The sequence below is a fragment of the Variovorax sp. P1_G12 genome, from assembly GCF_056405555.1.
Map to the genome: position 1 here is coordinate 1 of NZ_JBFUBW010000012.1, position 19,744 is coordinate 19,744.

Sequence of the window (19,744 nt, forward strand, 5' to 3'; positions counted from 1 at the left end):
GACCGCCGCTTCCTTCTCCTCGTCGGTGTCGTAGGACACCTCGATGAACTTGCCGCCCAGCGACTCGATCTGCTCCTTCACGCTCGGGCGCACATCGGACGCCTCGATCACCGCGCCCAGGCGCTTGGCGGTCGCGATCGCCTGCAGGCCGGCCACGCCGACGCCCAGGATCACCACCCGCGCGGCCTTCACGGTGCCCGCGGCGGTCATCAGCATCGGGAAGAAGCGCTGGTACTGGTCGGCCGCGATCATCACGGCCTTGTAGCCGGCGATGTTGGCCTGCGAGGAGAGCACGTCCATGCTCTGCGCGCGCGTGGTGCGCGGCGCGGCCTCCAGCGCGAAGGCCGTCAGCCCGGCGGCAGCCAGGCGCTGCAGCCCCGCCCCGTCGAACGGGTTGAGCATGCCGATGACCACCGTGCCCGGCTTCATCAGCGCGCTCTCGCGCTCGTCCGGCGTGCGCACCTTGAGCACGATCTCGGCGCCGAAGGCCCCCGCCGCATCCGTGATCTCCGCCCCCGCGGCCTGGTACGCCGCATCGGTCACGCTCGCAGCCACGCCCGCGCCCGCCTGCACACGCACCACGTGGCCCTGCGCCACGAGCTTCTTCGCGGTCTCCGGGGTCACGGCAACTCGGGTTTCGCCTGGCACAGTCTCGGCCGGCACGCCTATCAGCATGGACTTCTCCTCAGGGCAGCATTGGAATTCGCGCCGAGCTTACCCGAAGACGCCGCCAGGACCTTGTCCCGCGCGCGCCCCTCTGTACACTGTCGCGGGGCGACCGGTACGCAGAAGCCGGCGTCTCAGGACAACGAAAAACAGGGGGATGGAATGCGAATCGCGGCGCTCGATGACGAGGCGTATCAGCTCGAACTGATTCGCCACACCGTGGAGGTCATTGGCCACGAATGCCATGGCTACAGCGACGGCAAGTCGCTGCTGCGCGACCTTCATCGCGAAACCTACGACCTGCTGATCCTCGACTGGGGCCTGCCCGACATCGAGGGACCGAAGGTGGTCCGGTGGATCCGCGAGGACCTGAACAGCTCGCTGCCCATTCTCTTCGTCACCAACCGGCGAGAGGAAAAAGACCTGGTCGAAGGACTGGCGGCCGGCGCCGACGACTTCATGACCAAGCCGATCCGGGTGCCCGAGCTGCAGGCCCGCGTGCGCGCGCTGCTGCGCCGCGCCTATCCGGCACGGCACGAAAGCCAGCTCGCCTTCCGCGGCTACCGCTTCCATCCCGCGACGCGCACCCTGCGGATCGACGGCCGGCTGGTGGAACTCAGCCGGCGCGAGTACGAGCTCGCGCTGTTCCTGTTCCAGAACCTCGGCCGCCTGCTGTCGCGCGAACATCTGCGCGAGGCGGTCTGGGGCATCGGCGCCGAGACGCCCTCGCGCTCGCTCGACACCCACATCTCCCGTCTCAGGCTGAAGCTCGAGCTGCAGCCTTCGAACGGTTTCCTGCTGTCCGCCATCTATGGCCTGGGCTACCGGCTGGAGCCGCTCGAGAGCGACCAGTTCGCGCCGCTCTACCCCTCGGCCGACACGCCGGAATGAAACGGCACGCCCACAAGGCGCGCAGCCTGGACCATTGGCCCGATGCCGCCCTGATGCTCGACCGGCAAGGGCGCGTGACGATCGCCAACCCGGCGGCGCTTCGCCATTGGCAGTGCAGCGGCGAGCAGTTGCGGGGCCAGGACGCGGACCGGCTGCTGCGCGGGCTTCGCTGGTGCAGCACCGGTGCGCCGATGCTGCCCCGGGCTGCGCTGCGCGGAAGCCCGCAACCGGTCGTCGGCGAAGGCGAGGACGACGAGGGCCGCGGCCTGCTGCTGCGCTGTCTGCCGCTGTTCGACAACGGCGCGGGACACCGCGGCTGGCTGGTCGTGCTGATCGACATCACGTCGATGCGGCAGGCCGAACGGCAGCGCGACGAGGCGCTGCGCTTCCTTTCGCACGATGCGCGCGAATCGGGCGCGACGATCCAGACCCTGCTCGACCTGGCGCGCCAGCGGCCCGAGGCCTTCGCGGACGGCTCGCTGCTGCCGAGCATCGAACGCGAGGCGCAGGCCGGCCTCGAGCGCTCCGACCGCTTCGTGGCCCTGGCGCGGGCCCAGGTCCGGCCCTTGCGGATCGAGCCGCTCGACCTGGTGGCGCTGCTGCGGCTGGTCATCGATGCGGCCTGGACCCTGGCCGCCCCCAAGCGCGTCCGGATCCTGTTGCCGCCGGTGCCCGACGAAGCGCCCTGCCTGGCCGACCGCGGCCTGCTCACGCGCGCCCTGGACGCCATGGTGGACCATGCGCTGCGACGCGCGCCACCGGGCTCTGCGCTGCATTGCGGCGTCGCCGCGGACGGCACGCAGTGGCGCATCTCGCTGCGCGAGCCCGGGGCCGGCGCTCCGGTCCAGCTACAGTCGCGGCTGGTCCGCTCCGTGGCGCAGCGCCATGGCGGCACGATGGAGGTCGACCACGCAGCCGATGCCGGCTGCACCGTCACGCTGGTGCTGCCGAGGCCGTCCGCGGCCGAGCGCGCGACACCGGCGTCCGATACGGAGTCCTGAAAATGGCACAACGCTGGAAACCCAACGTCACGGTGGCCGCCGTGATCGAGCGGCAGGGCCGCTACCTTCTTGTCGAGGAAGAGACCGCCGATGGGCTCAGGCTGAACACCCCGGCCGGCCATCTCGACCCCGGCGAGTCGCCCGCCGAAGGCTGCGTGCGCGAAACCCTGGAGGAAACCGCGCACCGCTTCACGCCCACCGCCGTGGTCGGCATCTACCTGGCCCGCACCCGGCAGCCCAAGGACATCACCTACCTGCGTTTTGCCTTCACCGGCACGCTGGGCGACTTCGAGCCTGCGCGCCCGCTCGACCACGGCATCGTGCGCACGCTGTGGATGACGGTCGATGAAATCCGCGCCAGCACGGCGCGGCATCGCAGCCCCCTGCTGCTGCAATGCGTGGAAGACCATCTGGCCGGGAAGCGCTATCCCCTGGAACTGGTGCGGGTCGATCCTTCGATCGGCTAAGGCGTGTTCGAGATCACGCCGCCGCCGAGGCACACCTCGCCGTCGTACAGCACGGCCGACTGTCCCGGCGTCACCGCCCACTGGGCTTCATCGAAATCGAGGCGGAAGGCGACGTTGGGGCCCTCGCCCAGCCGGCAGGGAGCATCCGCCTGGCGGTAGCGCGACTTCGCCGCCAGGGCGCCGGCGGTCGGCGCGCTGCCCGCGACCCAGCTCGCGTCGTCGGCCAAAAGCGTCCGCGACAGCAGCCAGGGATGGTCGTGCCCCTGCACCACCCACAGCGTGTTGCTGGCCATGTCCTTGCGCGCCACGAACCACGGTGCATGGTCGCCGGCGCCGCGCTGCGCGCCCCGGGCCTTGATGCCGCCGATGCCGAGCCCCTGGCGCTGGCCCAGCGTGTAGAAGCTCAGGCCCTGGTGTTCGCCGATCTGGCGGCCGCGCTCGTCGCGGATCGGGCCCGGCTCCTTCGAGATGTAGCGGTTGAGGAACTCGCGGAACGGCCGCTCGCCGATGAAGCAGATGCCGGTCGAGTCCTTCTTTTTCGCGTTCGGCAGGCCGATCTCGTCGGCGATCCGGCGCACCTCGGTCTTGTGCAGCTCGCCGACCGGGAACAGCGTCTTCGACAACTGCGGCTGGTTCAGCCGGTGCAGGAAGTAGCTCTGGTCCTTGGCCGGGTCGAGCCCCTTGAGCAACTCATGCCGGCCCGTCGCTGCGTTGAGCCGCACACGTGCATAGTGACCGGTGGCGATCTTCTCGGCGCCGAGGCGCATCGCGTGGTCGAGGAAAGCCTTGAACTTGATCTCGGCGTTGCACAGCACGTCGGGGTTGGGCGTGCGGCCGGCCTGGTACTCGCGCAGGAACTCCGCGAACACGCGGTCCTTGTAGTCGGCCGCGAAGTTGACGTGCTCGATCTCGATGCCCAGCACGTCGGCCACGCTGGCGGCGTCGATGAAGTCGATGTTCGACGAGCAGTACTCGCTGTCGTCATCGTCTTCCCAGTTCTTCATGAAGATGCCGACCACCTCGTGGCCTTGCTGCTTCAGCAGGTGCGCCGTGACCGCGGAATCGACTCCGCCGCTCAGGCCCACCACGATGCGCTGTTTGTCCATAGGGCTGGGATTGTCCCAGCATGGGCGACCCGGTGCCCGCAGCGGGGCAATCAGGCCGCGGCGGCCCGATGTCGCAAGCCGGCCAGCAGCTCGTAGGACCGCAGCCGTGCTTGGTGGTCGAACACCTGGGAGGTGATCATCAGTTCGTCCGCGCCGGTGCGCTCGATGAAGGCCTGGATGCCCGCGCGAACGGTGTCTACAGAGCCCACCGCCGAGCACGACAGCACCGAATCGAGCAGGGCATTCTCGGCCGGACCGACCTTGCCCCGGTAGCCCGCCACCGGCGGCGGCAACCGGCCCGGCCGGCCGCTGCGCAGGTTCACGAAGGCCTGCTGCCAGGAAGTGGCGCGGAACTCGGCTTCCTCGTCGGTGTCGGCCGCGAACACATTGAAGCCCAGCATCACGTAGGGCTTGGCCAGCTGGGCCGAGGGCTTGAAGGTCTCGCGGTAGATGCGGATCGCCTGCATCAGCTGCTGCGGCGCGAAATGCGAGGCGAAGGCGTAGGGCAGGCCCAGGTGGGCCGCGAGCTGGGCGCCGAAGGTGCTCGAGCCCAGGATCCACACCGGGACCTCGAGCCCCATGCCCGGCACCGCGCGCACCGGCTGCCGCGGCGCCTTCGACATGAAGTCCATCAGCTCGACCACGTCCTGCGGAAACTGGTCGGCGTCGGACTGCAGGTCGCGCCGCAGCGCCTGCGCGGTGCGCTGGTCAGAGCCCGGCGCGCGGCCGAGGCCGAGGTCGATGCGGCCCGGGTAGAGCGACTCCAGCGTGCCGAACTGCTCGGCGATCACCAGCGGCGAATGGTTGGGCAGCATCACGCCGCCGGCGCCGATGCGGATGGTCGAGGTGCCGGCGCCGATGTGGGCCAGCAGCACCGCGGTCGCGGCGCTCGCGATGCCCGGCATGCCATGGTGCTCGGCCAGCCAGTAGCGGCGGTAGCCCAGCTTCTCGCCGTGCTGCGCCAGCGACAGCGAGTTGCGGAAGGACTGGGCCGCATCGCTGCCCTCGGTGATGGGCGAAAGATCGAGGATCGAAAACGGAATCATGCCGCTATCTTGGCCTGGATCGCGCGCTTTCAAGCGGCGAAGGGATATTTGCACGGCAACGGGTAGGCTCGCGGCCATGGCACTGCGCATCTTCAAACTCTGGGCGATCATCCTGACGCTGGCGCTGGGCGCTTGCGGCTCGTTGCCCGTCAACGTGCAACGGCCGCTCTCGCACAGCCTGCAGGCCTCGAGCGCGAAAAGCCCGCTCGCGCAGCTTGCCGCCACGCAGCTCCCGGCCGGCGCCCCGTCGGGCTTCCGCCTGCTGCCGCTGGGCTCCTACGGCCTCGATGCCCGCCTGGCACTGATCGGGCGCGCCACCCAGACGCTGGATCTGCAGGTCTACATCATGGAGAACGACGCCTCCGGACGCGCGGTGTTCGGCGCGCTGCGCGATGCCGCCGAGCGCGGCGTGCGCGTGCGGCTGCTGCTCGACGACTTCAACAGCGCGAGCGCCGAAGCGCTGCTGCAGGCGCTCTCCGGCGTGCCGAACTTCGAGATCCGGCTGTTCAATCCCTTCTGTTGCGCGCGCGGCAGCCTGCCCGGCCGGCTCGCGAGCTCGCTGGGCGATCTGGCCCGGCTCGACCGCCGGATGCACAACAAGCTGCTGATCGCCGACGGCGCACTGGCGATCGTCGGCGGCCGCAACATCGCGGACGAATACTTCGGCCGCAACCCGACCGCGAACTTCATCGATCTCGATGCCATCGCTGCCGGACTCGTCGTGCCGCAACTGGGCGTGCTCTTCGATCGCTACTGGAACAGCGACGAGTCCTTCCCCGCGGCGTCGCTGGCCGGCTCGCCGGGCCCGGGGACCACGCTGGCGCAGCTGCTGCCGGCGAATGCGGCGCAGATCGATCTCGCGCTGCCCTCGAAGGACCTCCTGGGCCATGAACCCGTCGGCGTGCAGCTCGCGGCCAATCGTCTGACCCTGGTGCCCGGCCTCGCGTACGCGGTGGCAGATCGCCCCTCCAAGCGGCAGCTGCCACCGGAAGAACTCGAGTCCAGCAGCCTGATGACGGGTGCCGTGAGCCAGATGCTCGGCACGCGCTCGGAGCTCGTCGTGAGTTCGCCCTACCTGGTGCCTGGCAAGCGCGGCATGGAGGTGCTGCGCAGCCTGGAGCACAAGGGCGTCGACATGACGCTCGTGACCAATTCGCTGCCCGCGAGCGATTCGGCGCTGGTCTACTTCGGCTACGCGCGCTATCGGACGCGGATCGTGCGGGCCGGTGTCAAGCTGTACGAGATCAGCGCCACCCCCTCGCCCGGCAGCAAGCCGATGTTCGGCGGCGGCTCGTCACGCGGCCGCCTGCATGCCAAGCTGGCCGTCATCGATCAACAAACCGTGCTGCTGGGTTCTCTCAACCTCGATCCGCGCTCGGCGCGCCGCAACACCGAGCTGGGCGTCGCCGTCGACAGCCCCGCGCTGGCGCAAGAAGCGCTGCGCGTCGTGGCGGCGATGAAGACCGAGGCTTATCGGGTGCAGCTGGACCCGCACGAGGGGACGCTGTCCTGGGTGCCTCCGAGCGAAAACGACGACCAGGCAGTGGACGAAGAGCCGGGCGTCTCGCCGTTCACTGCGCTGCAGCGGCTGCTGCTGCAGCCGCTGGTGCCCGAGGATCTGCTCTAGGCTTGCTCGCTCAGGACAGTGCCTTGGCCTTGAGCTTCGCGAACTCTTCCTGATTGATGGTGCCGGCATCGAGCAGCGCCTTGGCTTCGGCAATGTGTTCGGCCGGCGACTTGCCGGCCACTTCGCGGATGTAGGCGTCGGTGTCGGACTTGGCGCGCTGCAGGCTGGCGCGCTGCCGCTCCGCCATGCCGCGGCCCCGGGTGACGATGTAGATGATCGCCGTCAGGCCCGGGATGACGACAAGCCCGATGATCCACAGCACCTTGGTCCCGCCGCCCAGCTCCGAATCGCGGAACAGATCGCCGATGATCTGGAACAGGATGAGCAGGTAGACGATGAGGACGAAGGTCGACAGCAGGAGTTGGATCAGGTCCCAAAAATTGCTCATACAGGTCTTTCTAGTTTGTTGGAAATTGAAGTATGAAGGCATTCGCCCTCAGGGCCGCCGCGTCGCGCCGCGCGCCAATGATCGCAGCAGTCCCAGCACGAAGCCACCCGTGAGCATACCCAGGACATAGATCAGCAGCACCAGCACCGAGACCGGCAGACTGATGCTCATCGAGAACAGCGAGACGGTCACCGACTCCAGGTTCTGGATCTTGAACAGCACGACGATGCCGGCCAGGATCACGATCAGCGCGATGTAGAGGTAGCGTTGCATGGGACTCTCCTTGTCTGATGTCTGCACTACACCGCGATCGCGCCGGACACCAGCGCCCACAGCGCGCCCAGCGCAGCGGCCACGAGCACGCCGAAGACAACCATCTCGGGCCCGGTGAAGATCCGCTCCTTCTGTTCGCGCCGGGCGAGGAAATAGAGAAAGGTGCCCGGTGCATAGAGGATCGCCGAGAGCAGCAGGAACTTCGGCCCGCCCGCATACAGCATGCCCGCGGCATAGACCGTCGCGATCGCGCCGCGCACCCCGTCGCCGGTACGGCTCCCACCGTCGCGCTCGTAGGTCTTGCCGGTCCATGCGAGCTTGAGTCCGTAGGCGGCGACCAGCAGATAGGGGATGAGCGTCATCGAGCTCGTCATCTTCAGCGCCAGCGTGAAGGCGTACTCGGCGAACCAGGTCACGAGCAGGAAGAGCTGGATCACGATGTTGGTCAGCCACAGCGCAGCGGCCGGCACCTGGTTGGCATTCTCGCGGGCGAGAAAGCTCGGCATGGTGCTGTTCTTGGCCGCCGAATGCAGGACCTCGGCGGCGAGCAGCGACCACGACAGGTAGTTGCCGAGGATCGAGATCAGCAGGCCGACGCTGATGAAGACCAGGCCCCAGGGGCCGACGATGGAGGCCATCACGCCGGCCATCGCGGGCGTCGGCAGCGCCTGCAAGTCCGGGCGCAGCAGCACGCCGTACGAGAACATCGTGACCATGATGAGCAGGCACAGCACACCGAGGAAGCCCAGCACCGTGGCCGTGCCGACGTCCTCCCGGTTCTTCGCGTGGCGCGAATAGACGCTGGCGCCTTCGATGCCGACGAACACGAACACGGTCACCAGCATCGTGTTGCGGACCTGGCCCGCCAGGCTCGACAGGCTGCGCTCTTCACCGCCCCAGAAGTTCCAGGCGAAGATGTCGGCCTTGAAACCGGCGACCGCGACCACCAGGAAGACGGCGATCGGCACGATCTTGGCGACGGTGGCGATGGTGTTCAGTGTCGCCGCCTCCTTGACGCCGCGCAGCACCAGCACGTGCACGCCCCACAGGATCACCGAGGCGGAGAGGATCGCCACGGCGGTCGAGCCGTCGCCGAAGACCGGGAAGAACTGGCCCAGCGTCGCCTTGATCAGCACCAGGCAGGCGACATCGGCCAGGCAGCAGCCGATCCAGTAGCCCACGGCCGACGCGAAGCCCAGGTAGTTGCCGAAGCCGGCCTTGGCATAGGCATAGATGCCGGTGTCGAGGTCGGGCCGGCGCCGCGACAGGGTCTGGAACACCAGTGCGAGCATCAGCATGCCGGTGCCGGCGATGGCCCACGCGATCAGCGCGCCGAAGCCGCCGGTCGAACGGCCAAAGGCCGAGGGCAGCGCGAAGATGCCCGAACCGATCATGGACCCGACCACCAGCGCGATGAGGGCGCCGCGCGACAGCTTCTGGTCTTGCGAATTGCTCATGCCGGGTCCGTGTGGGCGGATGGAAGTGCCGGCACATCCCACAGTTTTATTGTTCTCATCGATTCTTTTGGTCCGTTCTCACGCCTGGGCCCCATCCATGGATGGTTTTTCCGCGGCCGAGCATCGATGGCGCACCGTTCTTTGTCAAGGGCGACCACTAGCGTTGCGCGCGGCGCGTTCGAACGTGCAACTGACGATCGACACGCTGCGCAGCGGCAGCCCGATCCTCTCGGACCTCGAGAAGAAGGGTCAGATCAAGATCGTCGGGTCGATGTACGACCTGTCGAACGGCGTCGTGACTTTCGCGGGCTAGCGGCGCAGGGCGGCCGCGGGCGCCATCGGCGGCACGGTGGCCGGCGCCGAGATCGCGAACCGGGCCGCCCAGTCGATGCCCGGACAGGAGGTCTTCGTGCGCATCGACAACGGCGTGCTGGTCGAGGTGACCCAGCCCGTCGTGCCCGGCCTGCGCGTGGGCCAGCGCGTCTTCATCCAGGGCAACGGCCACCAGGCACGGGTCGTTCCGCAGCAATCAAGTGACGCGACGCCCGCCGAGTCGAGCGGCGGGCGTGCGCCCCATCGCGCTACCGACCGTTGAAAGACTCGCCGAGCCCGTGGTCCGCGGGCTTGCCGGGCCGCTTGTCGTCCGGCTTCGACCTGCGCCTCGCTGAATCTCGCGCCACACCAGACCACCAAGCGGACGCGACAAATCGTTAGTCGGCTAATCATACTAGGGAAAACACCAAGGCGACGGGATTGCGAAGGAAAGGGCGACCACCCTAAAATACTTAGGCACCTAACGAAATGGCGCCCACGAATCCGAGGGCAACCGCTGCTCCCCCACATGAACTCCACGATCTCTCCACCACTCGCCTGGTCAGACTCGCTGCTGCTTGGGCACATCGGCATCGATGAGGAGCACGAGGTGCTCGCCGAGTTCATCGGCCGCATGCAATGCGCGCGTGACGAAGACCTGGCACTTGCGCTCGACGAAGTGTTGGCGCACGCCACGATGCATTTCGCAGCAGAGAACGCATTGATGCTGGACACGGCTTTTCCTCCGCGCGATTGCCACATCAAAGAGCATGAAGCCGTGCTCTCGAGTCTGAGCGGCGTCAAGAGGCGCCTGGCCGATGGCGACGTCGAGGTCGCCCGCCGCTTGGCCGACGAACTGGCGTCCTGGTTCCCCGCGCATGTCCAGCATCTCGATTCCGCCCTGTCCCATTGGCTCTGCAAGCTGCGATACGGCGCCAAGCCGTTGGTGCTGCGCATGGGCCGAAAGTCCACGGCCGAATCGGCCAGCTAGTTCAACCACTATGAGAAGTCGACGATGATGACTCCCGAAGAAAACGATCTGCTCTGCCGTGTCGAGGGCCGAGCCCCGATGGGCCAGTTGATGCGCCGCCACTGGACGCCCGTCTGCCTGCAGGAGGAGGTCGGGGAACCGGATGGCACGCCGGTGAAGGCACGCGTGTTCGGAGAAGACCTGGTCGTGTTTCGCGACAGCGACGGCCGCGTCGGCGTGATGGACGAACGCTGTCCGCATCGACGTGCATCTCTGGTGTACGGCCGCAATGAGGAGGGCGGCCTGCGCTGCCTCTACCACGGCTGGAAGATGGACATCGACGGCAATGTCCTCGAGATGGCTTCGGAGCCGGCAGCCAGTGGCATGGCAGAGAAGGTCAAGCACACGGCCTACCCGGTGAAGGAATGGGGGGGCATGGTATGGGCCTACATGGGCCCGAAAGAGACCATGCCGTCTTTCGAGCCGCCGGCCTGGGCCCCGACCGCAGACACACGGGTGAGCATCGCCAAGGTTCTCTTGCCGTGCAACTGGGCACAGATTCTCGAAGGCGCCATCGACTCGGCCCACAGTTCGAGTCTTCACTCGTCCGACATGGTTCCCGCGCGCGTCGATAGCGCCAAGGCCACCGAGAAGACCTGGCTGCGTCCATCCACCGACAAGGCGCCGCGCATGCAGGTACAGCGCACCGGCTACGGCTTTCGCTATGCCGCGCTGCGTCGACCCCTCACCAACGCCGCGGCCAATGACTATGTGCGTTCGACGGTCTTCGTCGCCCCCGCGACCGCCCTGATACCGCCCAACAACCTCTACAACGTTGCCAACATCAACGTTCCGATGGACGACACGAGCACGGCGTTCTATTTCATCGCCTGGGGTCACCCTGCACAGACACCGGAGACGGCCACCTGGCGCAAGTTCCTGCGCCAGACGGTAGGCATCGACCTCGACGAAAGCTACCGTCCGCTGCGCAGCGAGGAAAACAAGTTCTGGCAGGACCGCAACGCCATGAAGGCGGGCAACTTCACAGGCATCACCGGCTTCCCCAATCAGGATGTCGCGATGTGGCTGACCATGGGCCCCATTGCCGACCGCACCCATGACCGTCTGGGCGCGAGCGATCTCGCGATTGTCGAGTTCCGCAAGCAGATGCTCGAGGCAGTGCGCGCCTTCGAGCAAGGTGCTCCTGCGATCGGCACGGGAGCCGAAGCGGCCACGCCCACCGTCTGTGCATTTCAGGCCATCGTCCCCAAGACCACCGACTGGCGCAGCTACGAAGCACGCTACATCTGGCAGGACGGGTTGGAGAAGCCCGAACTCGAACCGTCCTATTCCGTGAAGGGGTGATTTTGATGAGCAAGCTTCAACTCTCCGTCGCGATGGGCGACTACGACCGCACCCGTGCTCTTTATGACGGCCGAGTCCAGATCGACGGTGTCGATCCTGTGTACATGCTCCTCAATCCCGAGGAAATGTTCTTCCGTGCAATGCGGAGCGTCGATTTCGACATCACGGAGCTCTCGTTCTCCAGCTATCTCGTCAAGCACTCGAGGGGCGAATGTCCCTACATCGCGCTGCCGGTCTTCCTGTCGCGGGCGTTTCGCCATACCTCTATCTATGTTCGCAAGGACCGCATTCGCGAACCTGCGGATCTGAAGGGCAAGCGCATCGGCCTGCCTGAATACCAGCTCACGGCCAACGTATGGGCGCGTGCAATCTTGCAGGACGACTACGGCATTCATCCCGCTGATGTGACATGGGTCCGCGGCGGCATCGAGACCCCCGGGCGTCCCGAAAAGATCAAGCTGCAGCTGCCTGGCGACATTCGCATCGAACAGGCTCCGGAAGGCGCAACGATTTCGCAGATGCTCGACCGGGGCGAGATCGACGGTTTCATGGCGCCGCGTCCGCCCAGCCGGGCAGCGCTCGAGAACCCGAACATCGGATGGCTCTTCGACGATCCAACAGCCGTGGCCAAGGACTACTACAAGCGCACCGGCGTCTTTCCCATCATGCACGTGGCGGCGATCCGCAAGGAGCTGGCGGCGAAACACCCCTGGCTGCCCGCCGCGGTCGTCAAGGCCTTCACGCAGTCCAAGGCCGCGGCGCTGCAGCTGCTCTCGGACACTTCGGCCACCAAGGTCACGCTGCCGTTCGTCGAGGAGCAGCTACAGGCGGCACGCGAGACGATGGGTGAGGATTTCTGGTCCTACGGCGTGGCTGCGGCCAGCCGAACGCTGGAGACATTCGTTCGAAGCCATCACGAGCAAGGCCTTTCGTCCAGGCTGGTGCCGGTGAGCGAACTCTTCCACCCGGCGACCTACGAGACCTACAGCATTTGAAACCAGCACCAGAGACAAGCGCCATGAACCGAAGAACCACTGCCTGGTCCCTCCTGGCCTGCACCGCCTGTTTCGCCATCGGACCGATGGCGCATGCGCAGACCTACCCCAGTCACCCGATCAAGCTGGTCGTTCCCTACTCGGCGGGAGGCTTGCCCGATACCGTGGCGCGTGTGCTCTCCCGACCGCTTGGAGACGCGTTGGGGCAGTCGGTCTTCGTCGAGAACAAGCCGGGCGCTGGTGGCGCTGTCGCTGCCGCCACGCTGATGCAGGCACCGGCCGACGGCTATACGCTGCTGGTGACCGATGGCCCGATGCTGTCGATCACGCCGCTTCTGACCAAGAAGATGAGCTACGACGCATCGACCGACTTCGTTCCGGTTTCGCTGGTCGGCAAGGCCCCCTTGTTCCTTGTCGTCAACAAGAGCGTGAAGGCCAACAACCTCGACGAGCTGATCGCATTGGCCAAGGCCAAGCCGGGCGGGCTCAACTACGGCTCCGCAGGCACAGGCAGCATCCACCACCTGACTGCCGAGGCCATGAACGCGAGCTTGGGCATCGTCATGACGCACGTGCCATTCAAAGGCAGCGCAAATTCGGTGCCGGCCATGATCGGCGAGCAGGTGGACATGGTGTTCGCCTCGCCACCGTCGTTGATGGGCTTCGTCAAGTCCGGGCAGGCTCGACTATTGGCCACCAACTCCCCGACGCGCTCCCCGCTGGCCCCGCAGATGCCCGCGTTGGCTGAAAAGATTCCAGGCTTCGACTTCGCGTTCAACATCGCGGTTCTGGCAAAGAAAGGCACGCCGAACGATGCGATTGCCAGGGTCAGCAACGAGATCGCGAAGATCGTCAAGCGGCCGGACATCGTCGAGCAGTTGCGACTTGCCGGCGTCGACCCTGTGGGGAGCTCGCCCGAGCAACTTGCAGATGCGCTGCGAAGCGAGAAGCAGCGCGTGACCGATGCCGCCGCGCGCGCTCAGCTGAAAGCCGAATAGGGCCCCGCCGTGACCACGCCTCAGACACACTCCGACACCCAGATGCCGTTGCGCGTCGCTCGCGCGTACGACGTCGCTGAAGGAATCCGCAGCTTCGAGTTGGTGCAGGCCGATGGCAGCGACTTGCCGCCGTTCACGCCCGGCTCGCACGTCAAGGTGCAGGTGCCCAACGGCCTGATGCGCAAGTACTCGCTGTGCAACGACCCGGCAGAGCGCAATCGGTACGTCATCACCGTCAAGAGAGACGCCGCGGGTCAAAGCGGCTCGATCTGCATGCACGAAGAAGTCCATGAAGGGGATACGCTGCCTACGTCGCTTCCCTCGAACGCATTCCCGCTTGTAGAGAACGCAAAGGGCTACCTCTTCATCGCCGGAGGGATCGGCATCACGCCCATCTTGTCGATGATTCGATCGTTCGGCGAACTGGCGCCGGCGCCGTGGAAACTGCTCTACCTGACACGCTCGCCCGAGGCCACAGCCTTCCTTGACGAACTGGGTCAACCCGAGCTGAAGAAGCAGGTGCGCATCCACTACTCCCAGGGTGATTCCGGCCGAGTTTTCGATCTCTGGCCCACCCTGGAGAAGCCGAACACGGCGCACGTGTACTGCTGCGGCCCGCGTCCGCTGATGGAAGCTGTGCGCGACATGACCGGCCACTGGTCACCGGCCAATGTGCATTTCGAAAGCTTCAACGAAGGCGGGGGTGTCCGTCCGGACGACGAGCCCTTCACGGTGAAGCTGGCGCGCACGGGGGGCGAGTTCGAGGTGCCGGTCGGCAAGTCGATCCTGACCGTCTTGCGCGATCATGGGTGCAATGCTGCGTCGTCCTGCGAGAGCGGCACCTGTGGCACCTGCCGTACCGGGCTGCTCGGTGGCGAGGCCGACCACCGCGACATGGTGCTGATGCCCGAGGAAATGGAAAGCCAGATCATGATCTGCGTCTCGCGGGCCAGGTCTGCCGAGTTGGTGCTCGATCTGTGACACCGGACCGCGAACTCCGACTCGGTGTGGCCGGACTTGGCCGTGCCTTCACGCTCATGTTGCCGACCCTCCAGCGCGATCGCCGCGTCCGACTCGTCGCCGCCTGCGACCCGCGCGAGGAAGCGCGGTCCCGGTTCGCGACGGATTTCGACGCCCCGGCCTACGCGGACATCGAGGGCCTGGCGGCCAACCCGGAGGTCGAGGCGATCTATATCGCCAGTCCGCACCAGTTCCATGCCGCGCAAACGCGTATTGCGGCCAGGCACGGCAAGCATGTGCTGGTCGAGAAGCCCATGGCGCTCACGATGGCCGAATGCGACTCGATGATCGAACACTGCCGCGCAGCGGGCGTTCACTTGATCGTCGGTCACTGCCACAGTTTCGACACCCCCTACTTGCGGGCGCGCGATGTCGTCTCGAGCGGAGAACTTGGCCGGGTGCGCATGATCCATGCACTCAACTACACCGACTTCCTCTACCGACCTCGCCGTCCGGAGGAGCTGCGCACCGAGGATGGCGGTGGCGTGGTGTTCAGCCAGGCTGCGCACCAGGTCGACGTGGTGCGGTTGCTCGCGGGCGCGCCCGTGGCCCGTGTGCGAGCCGTCACGGGCGACTGGGATCCGGCGCGCCCGACGCAAGGCGCCTATTCCGCCCTGCTGTGGTTCGAGGGCGGTGCCTTTGCCAGCCTCAGCTACAACGGCTACGGCCATTTCGACTCGGACGAATGGTGCGGATGGATTGGCGAAATGGGCATCGACAAGTCTCCCGACGCCTACGGCGCGGCACGACGCAAGCTCGCTGCCGTGAATTCTCCGAGTGAGGAAGCGCGCCTCAAGGCCTCGGGGACCTACGGGGGCGCTGGCTATGTCGCCGCACCAACCGGTGATTCGCGAGCCTGGCACCAGCATTTCGGGCCCATCGTGGTGTCGTGCGAGCGCGGCGACGTGCGGCCGCTTCCCGACTGCGTCTGGGTCTACGATGACCGGAAGAAGGAGCGCCGGCCGCTCGACGTCCCCCGAGTGCCCCGATTCGAGGTCATTGACGAGTTGTACGACGCTGTGGTGGGCGGTGTGCCTGCGCTGCACGACGGCCGATGGGCGCGCGCCACGCTGGGTGTCTGCCTGGCTTTGCTCGAATCAGCCGGATCGAACCAGGATGTGGCCTTGGCGCCCTGAAACTTCGTCTCTGTGCATCCACGCCCCGACCGCGCCTCGGCACCATCGACGGGTTGGCAACAGAACCAGGAGTTCAGGCCGTAAAAAAAGGCCGGCCCTCGAAAAGAGCCGGCCTTTTGGCTTGACCGAAACCCGGCTCAGAACGGGATGTCGTCGTCCATGTCGTCGAAGCCCGACGACGACTTGGCAGGCGCCTGGCGAGGTGCCGGCGCCGGTGCACGCGGCGCGGCCGCCGGCGGGCGCGAGTAGCCGCCGCCACCACCACCACCACCACCACCACCTTGCGAGTAGCCGCCGTCGTCATCGCCCGAAGGTCCGCCCTGGCCCTGGCGGCTGCCGAGCATCTGCATCTGGTCGACGCGGATGTCGGTGGCGTACTTCTCGACACCGTCCTTGTCGTTGTATTTGCGCGTGCGGATCTGGCCTTCGACGTAGATCTGCGAGCCCTTGCGCAGGTACTGCGCGGCGATCTCGGCCAGCCGGCCGTTGAACACCAGGCGGTGCCACTCGGTGGCCTCGCGCATCTCGCCGCTCTGCTTGTCCTTCCACTTGTCGGTGGTGGCGAGGGTCACGTTGCACACCTGGTCGCCGCTGGGAAAGGTACGGGTTTCGGGATCGCGGCCCAGATTGCCGACGAGGATGACTTTGTTGACCGATGCCATATGCACTGCCCCTGATGAATGGATGGAGGAGAAGGAAAAGAACCGGGGATTGTGCCGCATCGAAACGCCGCCCGGACAGCATGAGGGGCAATCCGAAGCAGGCTGCTGGAATTCGGACGAATCCCGCCGAAACCCCGGAAACGCCGCCCCGCTTATCATGTCCGGTTGCCCAAAAACGACCGCCCCGTGAATCTCCCCCCCGAAGACGCCTACCTCGGCGCCGTGCTGGCGCAGCAGCGGATCAGCATCCGCGGCGCGCGCACGCACAACCTCAAGAACGTCGATCTCGACATCCCGCGCAACAAGCTGGTGGTGATCACCGGCCTGTCGGGCTCGGGAAAATCGAGCCTGGCCTTCGACACGCTCTATGCCGAGGGCCAGCGCCGCTACGTCGAAAGCCTGTCGGCCTATGCGCGGCAGTTCCTGCAACTGATGGACAAGCCCGACGTCGACATGATCGAGGGCCTGTCGCCGGCGATCAGCATCGAGCAGAAGGCGACCAGCCACAATCCGCGCTCCACCGTGGGCACGGTGACCGAGATCCACGACTACCTGCGCCTGCTGTATGCCCGCGCCGGCACGCCCTACTGCCCCGACCATCACCTGCCGCTGCAGGCGCAGACGGTGAGCCAGATGGTCGATGCGGTGATCGCTCTGCCCGACGAGCCGAGACTCATGATCCTGGCGCCGGTGGCGCGCGAGAAGAAGGGCGAGTTCCTCGAGCTGTTCGCCGAGATGCAGGCCCAGGGCTACATCCGCTTCCGGGTCGACGGCCAGACTTACGAATACAACGACCTGCCCAAGCTCAAGAAGACCGAGAAGCACGACATCGACGTCGTGATCGACCGCTTGCGCGCGCGCCCCGACATGCAGCAGCGCCTGGCCGAGAGCTTCGAGGCCGCGCTGCGGCTGGCCGATGGCCGCGCGATCGCGCTCGAAATGGAGGCGCCGGCGGCCGAGGGCGCAGCGGCAGCGGCCGCCGGCCCGCCGCGCGAGCACCTGTTCAACGCCAAGTTCGCCTGCCCGATCTGCCACTACTCGCTGGCCGAACTCGAGCCGCGCCTGTTCTCCTTCAACTCGCCCGTGGGCGCCTGCCCGAGCTGCGACGGCCTCGGCCACCGCGAGTTCTTCGATCCGGCGCGGGTGGTCGCGTTCCCGTCGCTGAGCCTCGCGAGCGGCGCCGTCAAAGGCTGGGACCGGCGCAACGGCTACTACTTCAGCATGCTGGAGAGCGTGGCCAAGCACTACAAGTTCGACATCGACAAGCCCTTCGAAGAGCTGCCTGCCTCGGTCCAGCAGACCGTGCTGCAGGGCTCGGCGCAGGAAGAGATCAAGTTCAGCTACGTGATGGACAGCGGCCAGCAGGCCGGCAAGAAGCTGGTGCGCAAGCACCCCTTCGAGGGCATCATCCCGAACATGGCGCGGCGCTACCGCGAGACCGACTCGACGATGGTGCGGGAAGACCTCTCGCGCTTTCGCAACATGCAGCCCTGCCCCGACTGCGAAGGCTCGCGCCTGCGGCCCGAGGCGCGCAACGTGTTCCTGGTCGACGAGTCCGGCCCCGAGCCGAAGCGCATGGCGATCTACGAGATCAGCCACGCCACGCTGCGCGACAGCCTGGCCTACTTCCAGCAGCTGCAGCTGCGCGGCGCCAAGGCCGAGATCGCCGACAAGGTGGTGCGCGAGATCGGCCTCAGGCTCAAGTTCCTCAACGACGTCGGCCTCAACTACCTGAGCCTGGACCGCAGCGCCGAGACGCTGTCGGGCGGCGAGGCGCAGCGCATCCGGCTGGCCTCGCAGATCGGCTCCGGGCTCACCGGCGTGATGTACGTGCTCGACGAGCCCAGCATCGGGCTGCACCAGCGCGACAACGACCGACTGATCGGCACGCTGCGCCATCTGCGCGACATCGGCAACAGCGTGATCGTGGTCGAGCACGACGAGGACATGATCCACGCCGCCGACCACGTGATCGACATGGGACCGGGCGCCGGCGTGCATGGCGGGCGCGTGATGGCGCAGGGCAGCTACGCCGAGGTCGCGGCGCACCCGGATTCGCTGACCGGCCAGTACCTGTCGGGCGCGAAAAAGATCGAAGTGCCTCAGCGGCGCACGCCGTGGCTGCCGGTGGTGGCGACGGCGGCCTTCCACGGGGGCAGGAAGCCTCCGCGCTTTCCGCCCAGCCCCGCGGCCGAGCGGCGCGCGGCGCGCGAAGCCGCGCACCTGGCCTCGCAAAGCGATCTGCAGGAGATCCGCGTGATCGGCGCCACCGGCAACAATTTGCAGAACGTCAGCGTGGCCTTTCCGGTCGGCCTGCTGACCTGCGTGACCGGCGTCTCGGGCTCGGGCAAGTCGACGCTGGTCAACGACACGCTCTACAGCGCGGTCGCGCGCACGCTGTACCGCGCCCATGAGGAGCCGGCCGAGCACGAGGCCATCGAGGGGATCGAGTACTTCGACAAGGTGATCAACGTCGACCAGTCGCCGATCGGCCGCACGCCGCGCAGCAACCCGGCCACCTACACGGGCCTCTTCACGCCGATCCGCGAGCTGATGGCCGAGACCAACACCGCGCGCGAGCGCGGCTACGGGCCGGGCCGCTTCAGCTTCAACGTCGCGGGCGGACGCTGCGAGGCCTGCCAGGGCGACGGCGTGGTGAAGGTCGAGATGCATTTCCTGCCCGACGTCTACGTGCCCTGCGAGGTCTGCCACGGCCAGCGCTACAACCGCGAGACGCTGGAGGTGCTCTACAAGGGCCGCAACATCGCGCAGATCCTCGACATGACGGTCGAGACCGCGCACGACTTCCTGAGGGCGGTGCCGACCATCGAGCGCAAGCTGCGCACGCTGCTCGACGTCGGCCTGAGCTACATCAAGCTGGGGCAGTCGGCGACCACGCTGTCGGGCGGTGAAGCGCAAAGAGTCAAGCTCGCGCTCGAGCTCAGCAAGCGCGACACCGGCCGCACGCTCTACATCCTCGACGAGCCGACCACCGGGCTGCACTTCGCCGACATCGAACTGCTGCTCAAGGTGCTGCACCAGCTGCGCGACGCCGGCAACACGATCGTGGTGATCGAGCACAACCTCGACGTCATCAAGACCGCCGACTGGCTGATCGACATGGGGCCCGAAGGCGGCGCCGGCGGCGGCACGGTGGTGGGGATGGGCACGCCCGAAGACATCGCGGCCAACGAGGCCAGCCACACGGGGCGCTATCTGAAGCGGCTGCTCTGATCGCGCCGCGGCGCCATGACCTTGGAGGTCATGGACGCCGCGCAGGCTCCCGGCGACATTGGATGCAAGCCGGGACCGAGGTGGTGCCGGCAGCAACCAGGCCGAACTTCAATGGCCGACGAAAGCGCAT

General features: G+C 66.9%; 20 protein-coding genes. 13 read left to right on the plus strand and 7 right to left on the minus strand.

Going from position 1 to position 19,744, the window contains the following annotated elements:
- The coding region (locus tag AC1D2O_RS15335) for a Rossmann-fold NAD(P)-binding domain-containing protein (RefSeq protein WP_478157363.1) at positions 1-675 on the minus strand (675 nt) is incomplete at its 3' end.
- Between the two features lie 153 nt (positions 676-828).
- Here AC1D2O_RS15335 and AC1D2O_RS15340 point away from each other — a divergent pair.
- Genes AC1D2O_RS15340 through AC1D2O_RS15350 form a run of 3 tightly spaced genes read left to right on the plus strand, consistent with a single transcriptional unit; the run spans position 829 to position 3,025 of the window.
- Complete coding sequence (locus AC1D2O_RS15340; RefSeq protein ID WP_478090138.1) at positions 829-1,557, plus strand: response regulator transcription factor; 729 nt, start codon at positions 829-831, stop codon at positions 1,555-1,557.
- Positions 1,554-2,558, plus strand: coding sequence for a PAS domain-containing protein (locus tag AC1D2O_RS15345; protein ID WP_478090137.1), 1,005 nt, complete (start codon positions 1,554-1,556; stop codon positions 2,556-2,558). Before AC1D2O_RS15340 ends, AC1D2O_RS15345 begins: the two co-directional genes overlap by 4 nt.
- A gap of 2 nt (positions 2,559-2,560) precedes the next feature.
- Positions 2,561-3,025 (plus strand): NUDIX hydrolase, encoded by a 465-nt coding sequence (locus AC1D2O_RS15350; RefSeq protein WP_478090136.1) that lies wholly within the window; start codon positions 2,561-2,563, stop codon positions 3,023-3,025.
- On the opposite strand, the gene mnmA is transcribed toward AC1D2O_RS15350, so the two are convergent.
- Positions 3,022-4,131: a tRNA 2-thiouridine(34) synthase MnmA gene (gene mnmA, locus AC1D2O_RS15355; RefSeq protein WP_478157365.1), complete on the minus strand. Its 1,110-nt coding sequence runs from the start codon at positions 4,129-4,131 to the stop codon at positions 3,022-3,024. The two genes, AC1D2O_RS15350 and mnmA, sit on opposite strands and share 4 nt — an antisense overlap.
- 50 nt (positions 4,132-4,181) lie before the next feature.
- Entirely contained in the window at positions 4,182-5,177 is a 996-nt protein-coding gene (locus AC1D2O_RS15360) for an LLM class flavin-dependent oxidoreductase (RefSeq protein WP_478090134.1), read from the minus strand.
- 76 nt (positions 5,178-5,253) lie between these two features.
- Between AC1D2O_RS15360 and AC1D2O_RS15365 the strand changes: the two genes are divergently transcribed.
- Complete coding sequence (locus AC1D2O_RS15365; protein WP_478157367.1) at positions 5,254-6,804, plus strand: phospholipase D-like domain-containing protein; 1,551 nt, start codon at positions 5,254-5,256, stop codon at positions 6,802-6,804.
- A gap of 10 nt (positions 6,805-6,814) precedes the next feature.
- Here the strand turns inward: AC1D2O_RS15365 and AC1D2O_RS15370 are convergent, their stop codons facing one another.
- From AC1D2O_RS15370 to AC1D2O_RS15380, 3 genes are read right to left on the minus strand one after another with little or no spacing between them, the layout of a single operon-like run.
- Positions 6,815-7,192 carry an SHOCT domain-containing protein gene (locus AC1D2O_RS15370; protein WP_478090132.1) on the minus strand — a complete coding sequence of 126 codons (378 nt, stop codon included), beginning with the start codon at positions 7,190-7,192 and terminating at the stop codon, positions 6,815-6,817.
- Positions 7,193-7,240: 48 nt separating this feature from the next.
- Positions 7,241-7,465 (minus strand): LapA family protein, encoded by a 225-nt coding sequence (locus AC1D2O_RS15375; RefSeq protein ID WP_478090131.1) that lies wholly within the window; start codon positions 7,463-7,465, stop codon positions 7,241-7,243.
- Positions 7,466-7,491: 26 nt separating this feature from the next.
- Positions 7,492-8,922, minus strand: a complete 1,431-nt coding sequence (locus AC1D2O_RS15380) for a basic amino acid/polyamine antiporter (protein ID WP_478090130.1) — start codon at positions 8,920-8,922, stop codon at positions 7,492-7,494.
- 184 nt (positions 8,923-9,106) lie between these two features.
- Between AC1D2O_RS15380 and AC1D2O_RS15385 the strand changes: the two genes are divergently transcribed.
- The 8 genes from AC1D2O_RS15385 (at position 9,107) to AC1D2O_RS15420 (ending at position 15,718) form a co-directional block, all read left to right on the plus strand.
- Positions 9,107-9,235 carry a hypothetical protein gene (locus tag AC1D2O_RS15385; RefSeq protein ID WP_478090129.1) on the plus strand — a complete coding sequence of 43 codons (129 nt, stop codon included), beginning with the start codon at positions 9,107-9,109 and terminating at the stop codon, positions 9,233-9,235.
- A 96-nt stretch (positions 9,236-9,331) separates the two neighbouring features.
- Positions 9,332-9,517, plus strand: a complete 186-nt coding sequence (locus AC1D2O_RS15390) for a hypothetical protein (RefSeq protein ID WP_478090128.1) — start codon at positions 9,332-9,334, stop codon at positions 9,515-9,517.
- A 246-nt stretch (positions 9,518-9,763) separates the two neighbouring features.
- Positions 9,764-10,225 carry a bacteriohemerythrin gene (locus AC1D2O_RS15395; protein WP_478090127.1) on the plus strand — a complete coding sequence of 154 codons (462 nt, stop codon included), beginning with the start codon at positions 9,764-9,766 and terminating at the stop codon, positions 10,223-10,225.
- Between the two features lie 24 nt (positions 10,226-10,249).
- Complete coding sequence (locus AC1D2O_RS15400) at positions 10,250-11,569, plus strand: Rieske 2Fe-2S domain-containing protein (RefSeq protein WP_478090126.1); 1,320 nt, start codon at positions 10,250-10,252, stop codon at positions 11,567-11,569.
- A 5-nt stretch (positions 11,570-11,574) separates the two neighbouring features.
- Positions 11,575-12,564 carry a substrate-binding domain-containing protein gene (locus AC1D2O_RS15405; RefSeq protein ID WP_442282924.1) on the plus strand — a complete coding sequence of 330 codons (990 nt, stop codon included), beginning with the start codon at positions 11,575-11,577 and terminating at the stop codon, positions 12,562-12,564.
- A 23-nt stretch (positions 12,565-12,587) separates the two neighbouring features.
- Positions 12,588-13,562 (plus strand): Bug family tripartite tricarboxylate transporter substrate binding protein, encoded by a 975-nt coding sequence (locus AC1D2O_RS15410; protein ID WP_478157369.1) that lies wholly within the window; start codon positions 12,588-12,590, stop codon positions 13,560-13,562.
- A gap of 42 nt (positions 13,563-13,604) precedes the next feature.
- Positions 13,605-14,543, plus strand: coding sequence for a PDR/VanB family oxidoreductase (locus AC1D2O_RS15415; protein WP_478094293.1), 939 nt, complete (start codon positions 13,605-13,607; stop codon positions 14,541-14,543).
- On the plus strand, positions 14,540-15,718 hold the full coding sequence (locus tag AC1D2O_RS15420; RefSeq protein WP_478157371.1) for a Gfo/Idh/MocA family protein: 1,179 nt from the start codon (positions 14,540-14,542) through the stop codon (positions 15,716-15,718). The genes AC1D2O_RS15415 and AC1D2O_RS15420 overlap by 4 nt, the downstream gene beginning before the upstream one ends.
- Positions 15,719-15,855: 137 nt before the next feature.
- Here AC1D2O_RS15420 and ssb read toward each other — a convergent pair whose 3' ends face one another.
- Positions 15,856-16,380, minus strand: a complete 525-nt coding sequence (ssb, locus tag AC1D2O_RS15425; RefSeq protein WP_478157373.1) for a single-stranded DNA-binding protein — start codon at positions 16,378-16,380, stop codon at positions 15,856-15,858.
- A 186-nt stretch (positions 16,381-16,566) separates the two neighbouring features.
- On the opposite strand from ssb, the gene uvrA reads away from it, so the two are divergent.
- Positions 16,567-19,614 carry an excinuclease ABC subunit UvrA gene (gene uvrA, locus AC1D2O_RS15430; protein ID WP_478094118.1) on the plus strand — a complete coding sequence of 1,016 codons (3,048 nt, stop codon included), beginning with the start codon at positions 16,567-16,569 and terminating at the stop codon, positions 19,612-19,614.
- The last annotated feature ends 130 nt before the right edge of the window (positions 19,615-19,744 follow it).

Coding starts and splice junctions, on each gene's coding strand:
- AC1D2O_RS15340 (WP_478090138.1), top strand. CDS start 829: ATGCGAATCGCGGCGCTCGATGACGAGGCGTATCAGCTCGAACTGATT.
- AC1D2O_RS15345 (WP_478090137.1), top strand. CDS start 1,554: ATGAAACGGCACGCCCACAAGGCGCGCAGCCTGGACCATTGGCCCGAT.
- AC1D2O_RS15350 (WP_478090136.1), top strand. CDS start 2,561: ATGGCACAACGCTGGAAACCCAACGTCACGGTGGCCGCCGTGATCGAG.
- mnmA (WP_478157365.1), bottom strand. CDS start 4,131: ATGGACAAACAGCGCATCGTGGTGGGCCTGAGCGGCGGAGTCGATTCC.
- AC1D2O_RS15360 (WP_478090134.1), bottom strand. CDS start 5,177: ATGATTCCGTTTTCGATCCTCGATCTTTCGCCCATCACCGAGGGCAGC.
- AC1D2O_RS15365 (WP_478157367.1), top strand. CDS start 5,254: ATGGCACTGCGCATCTTCAAACTCTGGGCGATCATCCTGACGCTGGCG.
- AC1D2O_RS15370 (WP_478090132.1), bottom strand. CDS start 7,192: ATGAGCAATTTTTGGGACCTGATCCAACTCCTGCTGTCGACCTTCGTC.
- AC1D2O_RS15375 (WP_478090131.1), bottom strand. CDS start 7,465: ATGCAACGCTACCTCTACATCGCGCTGATCGTGATCCTGGCCGGCATC.
- AC1D2O_RS15380 (WP_478090130.1), bottom strand. CDS start 8,922: ATGAGCAATTCGCAAGACCAGAAGCTGTCGCGCGGCGCCCTCATCGCG.
- AC1D2O_RS15395 (WP_478090127.1), top strand. CDS start 9,764: ATGAACTCCACGATCTCTCCACCACTCGCCTGGTCAGACTCGCTGCTG.
- AC1D2O_RS15400 (WP_478090126.1), top strand. CDS start 10,250: ATGATGACTCCCGAAGAAAACGATCTGCTCTGCCGTGTCGAGGGCCGA.
- AC1D2O_RS15405 (WP_442282924.1), top strand. CDS start 11,575: ATGAGCAAGCTTCAACTCTCCGTCGCGATGGGCGACTACGACCGCACC.
- AC1D2O_RS15410 (WP_478157369.1), top strand. CDS start 12,588: ATGAACCGAAGAACCACTGCCTGGTCCCTCCTGGCCTGCACCGCCTGT.
- AC1D2O_RS15415 (WP_478094293.1), top strand. CDS start 13,605: ATGCCGTTGCGCGTCGCTCGCGCGTACGACGTCGCTGAAGGAATCCGC.
- ssb (WP_478157373.1), bottom strand. CDS start 16,380: ATGGCATCGGTCAACAAAGTCATCCTCGTCGGCAATCTGGGCCGCGAT.